The sequence below is a fragment of the Sphingopyxis bauzanensis genome, assembly GCF_002205675.1.
Lineage (GTDB): Bacteria > Pseudomonadota > Alphaproteobacteria > Sphingomonadales > Sphingomonadaceae > Sphingopyxis > Sphingopyxis bauzanensis.
Genome location: NZ_NISK01000004.1, coordinates 87,591 through 99,802, shown reverse-complemented (window position 1 = coordinate 99,802; position 12,212 = coordinate 87,591). Strand labels below are relative to the sequence as shown.

Annotated in this window: 12 protein-coding genes; 5 read left to right on the top strand and 7 right to left on the bottom strand. The window is 63.6% G+C overall.

Features of this window, described 5'->3' with window-relative positions; all coding sequences use genetic code 11:
- Positions 1-11: 11 nt before the first annotated feature.
- From rsfS to CDQ92_RS15860, 5 genes are read right to left on the bottom strand one after another with little or no spacing between them, the layout of a single operon-like run.
- Positions 12-410, bottom strand: coding sequence for a ribosome silencing factor (gene rsfS / locus CDQ92_RS15880; RefSeq protein WP_088442481.1), 399 nt, complete (start codon positions 408-410; stop codon positions 12-14).
- Entirely contained in the window at positions 407-1,060 is a 654-nt protein-coding gene (locus CDQ92_RS15875; RefSeq protein WP_088442479.1) for a nicotinate-nucleotide adenylyltransferase, read from the bottom strand. The genes rsfS and CDQ92_RS15875 overlap by 4 nt, the downstream gene beginning before the upstream one ends.
- Positions 1,057-1,344 carry a type II toxin-antitoxin system RelE/ParE family toxin gene (locus tag CDQ92_RS15870; RefSeq protein WP_088442477.1) on the bottom strand — a complete coding sequence of 96 codons (288 nt, stop codon included), beginning with the start codon at positions 1,342-1,344 and terminating at the stop codon, positions 1,057-1,059. Before CDQ92_RS15870 ends, CDQ92_RS15875 begins: the two co-directional genes overlap by 4 nt.
- Positions 1,341-1,613: a CopG family ribbon-helix-helix protein gene (locus tag CDQ92_RS15865; protein ID WP_088442475.1), complete on the bottom strand. Its 273-nt coding sequence runs from the start codon at positions 1,611-1,613 to the stop codon at positions 1,341-1,343. The genes CDQ92_RS15870 and CDQ92_RS15865 overlap by 4 nt, the downstream gene beginning before the upstream one ends.
- Positions 1,614-1,643: 30 nt before the next feature.
- On the bottom strand, positions 1,644-2,930 hold the full coding sequence (locus tag CDQ92_RS15860) for a glutamate-5-semialdehyde dehydrogenase (RefSeq protein ID WP_088442473.1): 1,287 nt from the start codon (positions 2,928-2,930) through the stop codon (positions 1,644-1,646).
- Between the two features lie 79 nt (positions 2,931-3,009).
- On the opposite strand from CDQ92_RS15860, the gene CDQ92_RS15855 reads away from it, so the two are divergent.
- Positions 3,010-4,146, top strand: a complete 1,137-nt coding sequence (locus CDQ92_RS15855) for a DUF3667 domain-containing protein (RefSeq protein ID WP_088442471.1) — start codon at positions 3,010-3,012, stop codon at positions 4,144-4,146.
- A 93-nt stretch (positions 4,147-4,239) separates the two neighbouring features.
- Positions 4,240-5,850, top strand: a complete 1,611-nt coding sequence (locus CDQ92_RS15850; protein WP_088442469.1) for an alkaline phosphatase D family protein — start codon at positions 4,240-4,242, stop codon at positions 5,848-5,850.
- Here the strand turns inward: CDQ92_RS15850 and CDQ92_RS15845 are convergent.
- Positions 5,847-6,770 (bottom strand): crotonase/enoyl-CoA hydratase family protein, encoded by a 924-nt coding sequence (locus tag CDQ92_RS15845; RefSeq protein ID WP_088442467.1) that lies wholly within the window; start codon positions 6,768-6,770, stop codon positions 5,847-5,849. The two genes, CDQ92_RS15850 and CDQ92_RS15845, sit on opposite strands and share 4 nt — an antisense overlap.
- Positions 6,771-7,110: 340 nt before the next feature.
- Here CDQ92_RS15845 and purC point away from each other — a divergent pair, with 340 nt between their 5' ends.
- From purC to CDQ92_RS15830, 3 genes are all read left to right on the top strand, one after another.
- Positions 7,111-7,890 carry a phosphoribosylaminoimidazolesuccinocarboxamide synthase gene (purC, locus tag CDQ92_RS15840; protein ID WP_088442465.1) on the top strand — a complete coding sequence of 260 codons (780 nt, stop codon included), beginning with the start codon at positions 7,111-7,113 and terminating at the stop codon, positions 7,888-7,890.
- A 110-nt stretch (positions 7,891-8,000) separates the two neighbouring features.
- The gene (locus CDQ92_RS15835) at positions 8,001-10,898 is read left to right on the top strand and encodes a M16 family metallopeptidase (RefSeq protein WP_088442463.1); all 2,898 of its coding nucleotides are present in this window, start codon (positions 8,001-8,003) and stop codon (positions 10,896-10,898) included.
- Between the two features lie 60 nt (positions 10,899-10,958).
- Positions 10,959-11,606 (top strand): DsbA family protein, encoded by a 648-nt coding sequence (locus CDQ92_RS15830; RefSeq protein ID WP_229667434.1) that lies wholly within the window; start codon positions 10,959-10,961, stop codon positions 11,604-11,606.
- Positions 11,607-11,643: 37 nt separating this feature from the next.
- Here the strand turns inward: CDQ92_RS15830 and CDQ92_RS15825 are convergent, their stop codons facing one another.
- Positions 11,644-12,063 carry an addiction module antidote protein gene (locus tag CDQ92_RS15825; RefSeq protein WP_088442459.1) on the bottom strand — a complete coding sequence of 140 codons (420 nt, stop codon included), beginning with the start codon at positions 12,061-12,063 and terminating at the stop codon, positions 11,644-11,646.
- Positions 12,064-12,212 lie beyond the last annotated feature (149 nt).

The following is a 12,212-nucleotide window of genomic DNA, read 5'->3' as shown; positions in this document are numbered from 1 at the left end:
GGGCCAGGACGTCAATTTGCCAGCGTGACCGGCGGAGCGTCGCCGAACGACCACATGCGTTCGAGGTTGTAGAAACTACGCACCTCGGGACGGAACAGATGGACGATCACGTCGCCCGCATCGAGCAGCACCCAATCGGCATTGGGCAGGCCTTCGACGCGAACCTGGCGGCCCGCTTCCTGCTTGATCCGCTGCGCCAGTTTCTCGGCAATCGCCGAGACATGGCGCGTCGACCGGCCGCTCGCGATCACCATATGATCGGCGATGCTGCTTTTGCCGGCAAGCGGGATGGAAATGGTTTCCTGGGCCTGGTCCTCATCCAGCTGGTGGAGGATCAGAGCGTGGAGCGCGTCCACATTATCGTTGGCGGATGCGGCGCTGGGCGCGGCACCCTGGGTGGCGGAGATCAAATGCGTCCTTTCCTAATCGGGTCCGCAAGGCGTGAACGGGTCAGCGGGTCGCGCAAAGCGCGGCCTTCATAGCGTTCGAACCAGCGGGGGTTGGCCTGCCGTATCGCAGTTGCGGATCGCACATCGGGCGAAAATCGCAGGAACACGAGGGCGGGCGGTCTCCAGTCCGTCCAATGCAATTTCTGGTCAGCGGGCCGGACGAAGCGCCGAAGCCAACCCATCGCACGTCTTGCGTGGGCTCGGTCATTATAGCCCGGACGCGCGACAACCGCAATCGGCATGAGTCGCGCAATCCCCCGCCAGTCGCGCCATTGGGGCAATTGGACCAGATTGTCGGCCCCCATGATCCAGATAAACTGCCGATCGGGGTAGCGGCGGACAAGCAATTTGAGCGTGTCGATCGTGTAGCGCGTGCCCAGCTCGGCCTCGATTCCCGTCGCGCGAATCGGCGACCGCCGCGCCATGTGCCGCGCCGAGGCGAGCCGCGCAGGGAGCGAGGCCATACCCGCGTTGGGTTTCAGCGGATTGCCGGGCGACACCAGCCACCACAGTTCATCCAGTCCCAGCGCATCGATCGCATTCAAACTGATCGCGCGATGCCCGCCGTGGGCGGGATTGAAACTGCCGCCGAGGAGGCCGGTGGGGATCACAGTAGGGTTTGCCAGTCGCTACGCAAATTGACCACTCGAAGGACGAGCAGCCTTTCTGTATTCACATCATACAGCAGGGCAAACGGAAGCTGGCCCAAACGCCATTTTCGCAGCCCCTTTGCATCGACCAGCGATCCGCCGCGTGGTGCAAGCGCGAGAAAGTCGCTCGCGCGCTCGGCTTCGGACAACAACGCATCTGCCAGATCGAAATCGACCAGATAGAGGCCGTCGGCATTGTTCAGCAGGTCTACTGTCGCTGCCTGCGACCATTGGACATTGATCACGCTGCCGCTTTATCGCGCTTTGAACGGAGTTCGATGCGCTTCGCGGCGATCAGCTTTTTCATCTCTTCATGCGAGATCAGCGGCTCTTCGCGCGCGGAACGCTCGCCTTCCTCAATGATTGCAAGCATCTCTGCTTCGCGTTCGACAAACTGTCGAACGGCCTGCGCAACGAGCCATGAACGCGAGCGATCATAGCGTTCGGCCAGTCTGTCGAGCGTTTCCAAGGTTGCGGCGTCTAGCCGCGTCGTGATCGGCGTCGTAGAATCCATGCATCATTGTATCACTTGTATACAAATGATTCAAGATCGCGTCTGGCCGCTCCCTCGCACGAGCCATTTATAGGTGGTGAGTCCCTCCAGCGCGACCGGCCCTCGCGCGTGCAGCCTCCCGGTGGCGATGCCGATTTCGGCGCCGAGGCCGAATTCGCCGCCGTCGGCGAATTGGGTCGAGGCATTGTGCATGACGATTGCGCTGTCGGCCTCGGACAGGAATCGTTCTGCGGCGGAAGTATCCTCCGTGACAATCGCATCGGTGTGCCGGCTCGAATGCGCGTCGATATGGGCCAGCGCGCCTACCAGACCTTCGACCATGGCGATGGAGACGATTGCATCGAGATATTCTGTGTCCCAGTCGCCGATCGACGCGGCTTCGACATGTGGGCTCAACGCCGTGACGGCCTTGTCGCCGCGCACTTCGCAACCCGCCGCGACCAGCGCGTCGATGATCGCGAGCGGCGCGGGATAGGCGCGGTCGATCAGGATTGTCTCGGTCGCGCCGCAGATACCGGTGCGGCGCATCTTGGCGTTGACCGCCAGCGCGACCGCCTTGGCCGGATCGGCGGCGCCATCGATATAGAGATGGTTGATGCCATCAAGATGCGCGAGTACGGGCACGCGCGCCTCGTCCTGCACCCGCGCGACAAGGCCTTTGCCGCCGCGCGGGATGATGATGTCGATCAGCCCCTGCGCGCGCAGCATGGCGCCGACCGCGGCGCGGTCCTGCGTCGGCACGAGTTGCGCCGCATCGGCGGGCAGCCCGGCCTCCACTAGCCCCGCCGCGAACGCGGCATGGAGCGCGCGGTTCGAATGCACCGCCTCGCTGCCGCCGCGCAGGATCACCGCATTGCCCGACATCAGCCCCAGCGCCGCAGCGTCGGCGGTCACGTTGGGGCGGCTTTCATAAATGATGCCGACGACGCCCAGCGGCACGCGCACCCGGCTCAGCACCAGCCCGTTCGGCCGCGTCACGCGGTCTATCTCGTCGCCCGAAGGATCGGGCAGCGCCGCAACCGCGTCGATAGCATCGGCAATTCCGGCGAGCCGCGTTTCGTCGAGCCGCAACCGGTCGAGCATCGCGCCCGACAGCCCGTTCGTCCGTCCTGCCGCCATGTCCTCGGCATTGGCGGCCAGGATGTCGGCGGCGCTGGCGCGGATCGCTGCCGCAGCGGCGATCAGTCCGGCGGCCTTGTCCGCGGTTGCTGCCAGCGCCAGCTGTTTCGCCGCAACGCGCGCGCGCGCGCCCATGTCGGCAATCAGGGCGGCAGCGTCGCCGGGCATCGGCGGGGTGGTCAGGGCTTCAGCGTTCATGGTGCTGCCACTATCACGTTTTGCGTGACGCCCGAAAGTCCCGTTGCGCCCTTTCTCGCGCGCCTTTAGGCAGGGCGTCATGAGCGGGGATATCGAAGGCATCGGGGCGGCGGTCACCGCAGGTTTGGCGGCGCGCGCGGTTGAGCCGCAGCACGGCAGCCCGCGCGAGTCGGCGAGTGCCCGGCGCTGTTTGAATTGCGGCACCAGCTTGACCGGGTCGCACTGTCACCATTGCGGCCAGCGCGCCGATATCCACCGCAGTTTCGGTGCGATCGGTCATGATCTGGTCCACGCGATCTTTCATTTCGAGGGCAAGATCTGGAACACGCTGCCTCTCCTCGCCTGGCGGCCCGGCGACCTGACACGCCGCTATATCCACGGCGAACGCGCGCGCTTCATATCGCCGCTCGCTCTGTTCCTGTTCGCCGTTTTTCTCACCTACGCTGTGCTCGCGATGGTCGGCAGTGGCAGCGGGGTGGGCGAAGGAATCGCCAAGGCTGCGGACGAGCAGACGCGGGCCGCGGCGATCAAAGACAGCATGCAGGACGAGGTCGACCGGATCGACGCGGAACTTGCAAAGCCCGATCTGGTGGCGGCGGCGCGCGAGGAGCTTCGCAGCGAGCGCGAGATTCTGCAAAAGAGTGCGGACGTTCTGGGCATAGCGCGCAGCCGCAGTGCGAGTGAACGCGCTGCCGATCGCGCGGCCGGGCCGCCGGTGCTGGAGGATCCAGCCGACCAGCTGATGACAGGCGCCGACTTCATCTCGCGCAACAAGGTCGATACCGGCGTTGCCTTTATCGATCAGGGGCTGCGCAAGGCGTTGGCGAACCCCGCGCTTGTATTCTACAAGTTGCAGGCGAACGCCTATAAATTCGCCTGGGCGATGATCCCGCTGTCGCTGCCCTTCATGTGGTTGCTCTTTCCGTTCAGCCGCCGCTTTCACACTTATGATCATTTTGTCTTTGTGACCTATTCGATCAGCTTCATGCTGCTCTTGTTTGTTGCGGCACGCTTGCTAAATCTCTCGATCTTCGGCGAGCTTGCCGCTGCTTTCGCGCTGATTTACGTCCCCTTTCACATGTATCGCCAGTTGCGCGGCGCCTATCGTTCGTCGCGTTTCGGTGCGTTTGTGCGCGCCAATTTGCTGCTGTTTTTTAGCCTGTTTGCCGTGATGATGTTCATGTTCCTCCTGCTCGCCGTAGGGTTGATGGGTTAATCCAAATCTGGGCAGCGCCGAATCGTAACAAAGGCCGGGCAAAGAACCCGCCGGTCGAGGAGGAGAATTGCAGTGCATCATCATTGGGGCGAAATGGATCGGCGTCAGCTGATCGCACTGGGCACCGCAGGGCTGGCGGCGCTGTCGCTGCCCGGCGCGGCCATCGCGATGATGGCGCAGGGCTTTACCCACGGCGTGGCAAGCGGTGAGCCCGGTTCGAATTCGGTGCTGCTGTGGACGCGTTTCGCCGCGGCGAACGACACAATGTTGACCGCAGAAGTTGCTGAAACGGCGGATTTCGCCCGCGTCGTCGGCGGGGGCAGCGTCACGGCCGCTGGCGAACGCGACCACACCGCGAAACTGGTGGTCAGCGGCCTCGAACCCGGCCGCTGGTATTATTACCGCTTTGTCGCGCCCGATGGCACCCAGTCGATCACCGGCCGTACCCGCACCCTTCCCGAAGGACCGACCAGTGCTTTCACACTCGCGCTCTTTTCCTGTTCGAATCTGCCGTTCGGCTGGTTCAACGCCTATGCCCACGCCGCGGCGCGGCAGGACATCGATCTGGTCGTCCATTCGGGCGACTATCTTTATGAATATCCGATCGGCGACTATCCCTCGCTCCAGCAGGCGGTACCGGGTCGCGATATCCAGCCAGCGCACGAAATGGTGGCACTTGCCGATTATCGCCTACGCTACGCCGCCTATCGCAGCGACCCCGATTTGGCGCGCCTACACGCATTGTTCCCGATGATCGCGCAGTGGGACGATCATGAGATGACCAACGACGCCTGGAAAGGCGGCGCGGAGAACCATAATGACGGCGAGGGCGAATGGCCTGAGCGGGTAGCCGCAGCCGAACGGGCCTATAATGAATGGATGCCCGTCGCCGATACGCGCTGGCGCTATTATCAGGTCGGCGACCTCGCAACGATTTTCCTGCCCGAAACGCGCGTAACGGGCCGTGACAAACAGTTTGAGATTGCCGAGATCGTCGCGGGCGGCGGCGACACAGCTGCGCAACTCAAGCAATTCGCCGAAACCACTTATCGCGACCCGGCGAGGCAGATGCTTGGCGCGAGCCAGGAAAAATGGCTGTTCGACGGTTTCGCCGCTTCGACGAAATCCGGAACCCGCTGGCAGGTGTGCGCGCAGCAGGTGGTGATGGGCAGCCTGTACACCCCGCCCGAAGCGCGCGACTGGTTCGGTGCCAATATGGCCGACAATGTCCGTCGCCGGATTGATGCGGCGCAGCTGGCGGCCAAGGCGGGCATTCCGTTCAACCTCGATGCGTGGGACGGTTACCCGGCGGCGCGCTCGCGCCTGCTCGCCGCCGCGCAGCGCGCCGATGCCGATCTGGTCACGCTGACCGGCGACACGCACAACGCGTGGGCCTTCGATCTGTCCGAAGGCGGACGCCCGGCGGGGATCGAGATCGCCGGTCAAAGCGTCACTTCGCCCGGCTATGAAGCCTATACGCGTGGTATCACCGATACCCAGCGCGTATCGGCGCTGCGCGGATCGTCGTCCCAGCTCAAATGGGCGAACACGCAGGATCGCGGCTATGTGATCGTCCAGCTGACCCGCGATCACGTCGGCGCGAATTGGCACAATCTCGAATCGATTCGCACCCATACGCCGTTGCTGAAAGGCACGCATAGCATGACGGCAACGCGTGGGCGGCGCAGGTTCGACACCGCTTAGCTATAGGGCGGCGTGTCCTCGAACTCAGCGAACCAAGGATAGTCGTTCGCCACGCTGACGGTGAAATTGGCGGGGCGCTTTTCCAAGAAGCTCGACACCCCCTCGGCAGCATCGGCGCTGCGTCCGCGCGCAAAGATCGCGCGGCTGTCCCAGCGGTGCGCGCTCATCGGGTGCGGCGCGCCTAGCATGCGCCACAGCATGTGGCGGGTCAGCGCGACCGACACCGGCGCGCTATGATCGGTCAGCTCGCGCGCTTTGGCGATCGCGGCGTCGACCAGTCCGCCGGGCTTGTGGACCGATTGCACCAGCCCCTTGTCATGCGCTTCGGCGGCATCGATTAGGCGGCCCGAGAAACACCAGTCGACCGCGTTCTGGATTCCGACCAGCCGCGGCAGGAACCAGCTCGAGGCCGCTTCGGGGACGATGCCGCGCCGCGCAAAGACAAAGCCATAGCGCGCGGTCTCGCTCGCCAGACGTGCATCCATCGACAGCGTCATCGTCGCGCCAATGCCGACCGCGGCGCCGTTGATAGCACCCAGAACGGGCTTCTTGCAGTCGAAGATACGCATCGACACCCGCCCACCCGAATCGCGGATCAGCGGATGCGACCAGTCGATCGTCCCATCCTCGCCGACCGGGCTTGCCGCCATGCCATCGGGCAGGTTCGCCTGCTTGTCAGTGCGCTTGTCATAATCAAAGGTCGCTGCGCCCTGACCCAGATCGGCCCCGGCGCAATAGGCGCGTTCGCCCGATCCCGTAAAAATTACCGCGCGGACGCCATCGTCGGCGTCGCATTCGTCGAGCGCGGCGACGATCTCGAGCATCATTTCGGTGGTAAAGGCGTTCATCCGGTCGGGCCGGTGCAGCGTCAGCAGCGCGATGCCTTCATGCTTGTCGAGGCGAATCTGGTCGAAGCTCATATTCTCTCTCCTTGTTATCCGTATCGTTGCAAGCGGTGCGGGCGAGTGCAAGACCTTTACGTAAACGTAAGGGTAAATCCTCCCTGTGGCGAAGCCATATGGGGGAGCACCGCCGCAGGCGGTGGTGGAGGGGCGGCGACGGTAGCGCCAAAGCCCCTCGGACAGCGCTTCGCACGCCACCTCCCCATCGCTACGCGACAGGGAGGATCATCGCGGCGACGTGACTGATGACGCGCGTCCGCTTTGCCGCTATAGGCGCCCCAATGCCCCGGCGGCGCGCCTCCCCGTGAGTCGTTTTGCCGGGGCCATTCATTTGGTTCCGGCAGAAAGTTTGCACATCATGTCCCGTCGCCGCCAGATTTACGAAGGCAAAGCGAAGATCCTTTACGAAGGCCCCGAACCGGGGACGCTGATCCAGTATTTCAAGGACGACGCGACCGCGTTCAACGCCCAGAAAAAGGGTACGATCAGTGGCAAGGGCGTGCTCAACAACCGGATTTCCGAGCATGTCTTCACGTTGCTCGGCAACATCGGCGTTCCGCATCATTTCATCCGCCGCCTCAACATGCGCGAACAGCTGATCCGGCAGGTGGAGATCGTGCCGATCGAAGTGATCGTGCGCAACGTCGCCGCGGGTACGCTGTCGAAGCGTCTTGGCATCGAGGAAGGCACGCAGCTTCCCCGCACGCTGATCGAATATTGCTACAAGGACGACGCGCTCGGCGATCCGCTGGTGGCCGAGGAGCATATCGCCTGCTTCAACTGGTGCAGCCAGGAAGAGCTGCATGATATTCAGGACATGGCGATCCGCATCAACGACTTCATGTCGGGCATGTTTGCCGCGGTCAGCATCCGCCTGGTCGATTTCAAGCTCGAGTTCGGTCGCCTCTATGACGGCGATTTCAGCCGTATCATCCTGGCCGACGAAATCAGCCCCGACGGCTGCCGCCTGTGGGACATGACGACGAACGAAAAGCTCGACAAGGACCGCTTCCGCCGCGACCTCGGCGGCGAAGTCGAAGCCTATCAGGAAGTCGCGCGCCGCCTGGGACTGCTGCCTGAGGGCGGCGAGAATGCGGTGCTCGACCTTGAGAGCCACCGGAAAAAAAAGGGCAGCTGACGCCGCGCTGTCGGAGGCGATTGTTTCCCCGATGTCGTTCGTCGAACGCTGTAAGCCGATTTGCGCGACCCCGGCTTGACCGCTCGCAGGAGGGCAGCCACACGGGTGGCATGACCAAAAGCTTTGTCCGGCGCGCCTCGACCGCCCTGTCGCCCCTCGTCCTGCTGATCGCCACCGCCGCACCGGCGTATGCCCGCGACACGCCGGCCACGAGCGCCGCGGTAACGGCCGCGACCAATCCACAGTCCGACGCGGCGCGGGCTTGGAACTTCGCCGCGAGCGATGTGCCGGTCGATCCGAACATTGTGTTCGGCGTGCTGCCCAACGGGATGAAATATGCGCTGCTGGCAAACAGCACGCCCAAAGACAGCGTCGTCCTGCGGATGCGCTTCGACGTCGGCAGTTTTGCCGAGGCCGACGACCAGCGCGGCCTCGCCCATTTCCTCGAACATATGGCGTTCAACGGCTCGACTAATGTGCCGGAGGGCGAGATGATCAAGCTGCTCGAACGCAAGGGGCTGGCGTTCGGCGCTGATACCAATGCCTCGACCGGCTTTGACGAGACAATCTACAAGCTCGACCTGCCCAATGCCTCCGACGATCTGATCGACACCGGGCTGATGCTGATGCGCGAAACGGGCAGCGAGCTGACGATCGACCCCGCCGCGGTCGATCGTGAGCGCGGCATCATCCTGTCCGAACGCCGCGCGCGCGACACCTATCAGCTGCGCAATCTTGTCGACCAGCTCGATTTCCAGATGCAGGGGATGACGGTCGCCAGCCGCATTCCGGTCGGCACCGAGGAGGTCATCAAGACCGCACCCGCGGCACGGCTGCGCGACCTGTACGATCGCTATTACCGCCCCGAACGCGCCACGCTGGTGATGGTCGGTGACCTCGATCCGGCAGCGGTCGAGGCGAAGATCAAGGCGCGCTTTGGCGACTGGAAGGGGCGCGGCGCCGCCGGCGCCGACCCCGACATTGGCACAGTCGATTATCAGCGTGCGGCGGCGGCCGATGATTTCATCGACCCCGCGATCCAGGATTCGGTGACGATCGCCGCGTTCAAACCGTGGACCCTCGAGCCCGACACCAAAGCAAAGCGCGCCCGCACGCTGGCCGAAAATATTGGCGAAGCAATCGTCAGCCGCCGTCTGGGTAAGCTTGCACTTGATGAGGATTCGCCGATCCTCGCTGGCTATTTCAGCGAAGCAGCGGGCTGGAAGGTCTTCGATCAGGTAACCGTCGGCGCGGTCGCCAAGGAAGGCGCGTGGAAAGAGGCGCTGGCGCTGATCGAACAGGAACAGCGCCGCGCCATGCAACATGGTTTCACCCAGGCCGAAGTCGACGAGCAACTGGCGACCCGCCGCACTGCGTTCCGAAACGCTGTTGCCGGGGTGACGACGCGGCGCAGCGACGCGCTCGCCGACGCGCTGGTCACGGCGGCGAAGGGCGATATTGTCTTTGTCCGTCCCGAAACCTCGCAGGCGTTGTTCGAAGCGGCCGCACCGTCGCTCAGCGCCGCCGCCGTCACCGCGGCGTTCCGCAAACGCATGCAGGGCTTCAGCGCCCCGCTCGCGCGGGTATCGGCGAAAAAGCCGATCGAGGGCGGCACTGATGCAATCCTCGCCGCGTTGCGCAGCTCGACCCAGGTTGCCGTGGCGGCGCCGACCGAAGCCGCCAATGCCGCCTTCGCCTATGACAATTTCGGTACCCCGGGCAACATCGTCAGCGACGACCGGGTCGAGGATCTGAGTATTCGGCGGGTTCGCTTTGCCAATAATGTGATGCTCAACATCAAGAAGACCGATTTTCAGAAGGACCGCGTCATGCTGTCACTGCGCGTCGACGGCGGCAATTTGCTCGCGACGCGCGACGATCCGACCCGGGTGTCGCTGGCGGGTTCGCTCATGCTGGGCGGGCTCGAAGCGCACAGCCTCGATGAACTTCGTTCGATCCTCGCGGGCAAAACGGTCAGCCCAAGTTTCGGCAACGCCACCGATGCGTTCGGCGGCAGCGCGCTGACCTCGCCCGAAGATTTCGGGCTGCAGGCGAAGCTGATGGCGGCGTATCTGACCCACCCCGGCTATCGCCCCGAGGGGCTTGCGCTGATCCGCCGCGTGCTACCACAGCAATATGCCGCGAATGATGCGACCCCGGCGGCGGTGATCGGTCGCGATGCGGGGGGCATATTGGCCAACGACGACCCACGGTCGCAAACCCCGCCGCTCGAAAAACTGATGGCGCTCGACTGGACGCAACTGAGGCCAATGGTTGCCGACAGCTTTGCCCATGGCGCGATCGAGATCGGTGTCGTCGGCGACATCGACGAGCAGGCGGCGATCGATGCCATCGCCGTGTCCTTTGGCGCGCTGCCTGTGCGCCGCGCTGCCTTCGACCCGCGCACCGACGCGCGGGTGCGCGAATTTGCGGCCGACCGCAGCGAGCGGACGCTGGTCCACAAGGGACCGGCCGAACAGGCAGAACTGCGCGTCTATTGGCCTGCGCGTGACGACAGCGACCTGGCCGAAGCGATGCGGCTCAACCTGCTCGCGCGGGTGATGCAGCTCAAGCTGACCGAGGAATTGCGCGAGCGGCTCGGCGAAAGCTACAGTCCTGGCGCCGCGGCCAGCCTGTCGGATGAGTTTCCGGGATACGGCCATCTCTTCGCCGCGAGCAACGTGGATTTCAAAGATCTCGCAACGACGCGCGCCGCGATCTTTGCCATCGCCAAAGAGCTTCGCGATGCGCCCGTCGATGCCGATCTGCTCGACCGCGCGCGCAAGCCGCTGGTCGAAGCGATGACCAAGTCGCGGCGTGAAAATGCCTATTGGCTGAACTATGTCGCTGAGGCGACGAGCCACAGCGAGCGCCTCGACCGCAGCCGCAGGGGGATCGGCGAAATCGAGGCCGCGACGCCGACAGAGTTGCAGACGCTGGCGAAGCGCTATCTGGTCGACGGCAAGGCGCTGGTGATCCGAGCGGTGAGCGACAAGGCGGGGAAGTAGTGAGGGGCGTCCGCTGACGACCCAGTTGCAGCCGTTCTGCTTGGCTTAACGGAGCGGCGCATGCAGAGTGTTGCAATGGTCAGAAGAGAATTGCTTATCCTGTTCGGCCTTGTCTTGGTGGGCGCGGCGACCTCATATTTACTACAGAGCACACGTCCGCTCGGTCGTTACGTGGGCGATACCGCTTCTGCAGTTCAGATCCTTACGGGCAAGAGATCTCCCGAGGTTCTCACAGGCACTGCCGATCTGACGTTGGTAGTATTCACGGATTATCAGTGCCCAGCCTGCCGGAAAGCTGACCCAGCAATGCGGGCCGCCATAGCTAAGGATGGAAATGTACGGCTCGTTTACAAAGATTGGTCGATCTTAGGCAAACGCTCCGAACGAGCCGCTGAAGTCGCATTGGCAGCCCAGTATCAAGGTATTTACTCTCACGTTCACCACTCTTTGATGAGGTCGCGTAGTCTCGACAATTCCGCCCTGCGTCAGACGATACAAGAAGCAGGAGGTAGTTGGCGCCAGCTGGAGACTGATTTGGCTCAATACAGACCCGCAATAGCCAACCAACTGGCCAAGAACCATCAGGAGGCTTTCTCTCTTGGCCTCCAGGGCACCCCAGGATACCTCATCGGCCCCTTCCTCATCCAAGGAGCGCTTACCGAAGGTGAGTTCCTTCGAGCCTTCGCCCAGGCACGCGCCAAACTCTAGCAGATAGCTGGGTTACGCACCGCAAAGCTGCCGAACGCTAATCCCGCCCTGGCGCACGCGCTCGAATGAAATTCTCCAGCGCGACGAAGATCAACTCGCGCGCATCGCTACCCAGCATTTCCGCGGTGAGCACATCAAACTGGACCCGGTCGCTGTGCGCCGCGGCGCTCACCATGCCTGCCAGCAGCGCTTCGTCGAAACTGGCGCGCGGGCAGCAGGGCGGGGCGACCGCAAAGGGATCGGGCCAGCTGTGGCCGATCGCCTCGACCACCAGCCGATAGCGCCGCGCCGCCAGGATGTTGCCCCAGCGTTGCTCCAGCTCGGGCATCGGGTCGCGGTCGTTGCGGCGGCAGACGATGCAATAGCGCAGCGCCAGCACGGCTTGCGCGGATTCGACCGACAGGTCGCGGATCAATGGTTGCTGGGTCAGTTGCCGGATAACGGTGCTGCTGTGCATGGCTCTATCGTCTCCCGGCCGTTGCAGTCTTCTGTTCCCGCTTTTGAAAAAAATGCCGGTCGCTGCATGGGGCAGCGACCGGCAGGAGGGGACTGCCTGATCTTGCTATTGAGAATTAATCGCAAGCGCAAGCAGAAAAAGAGGCGCCC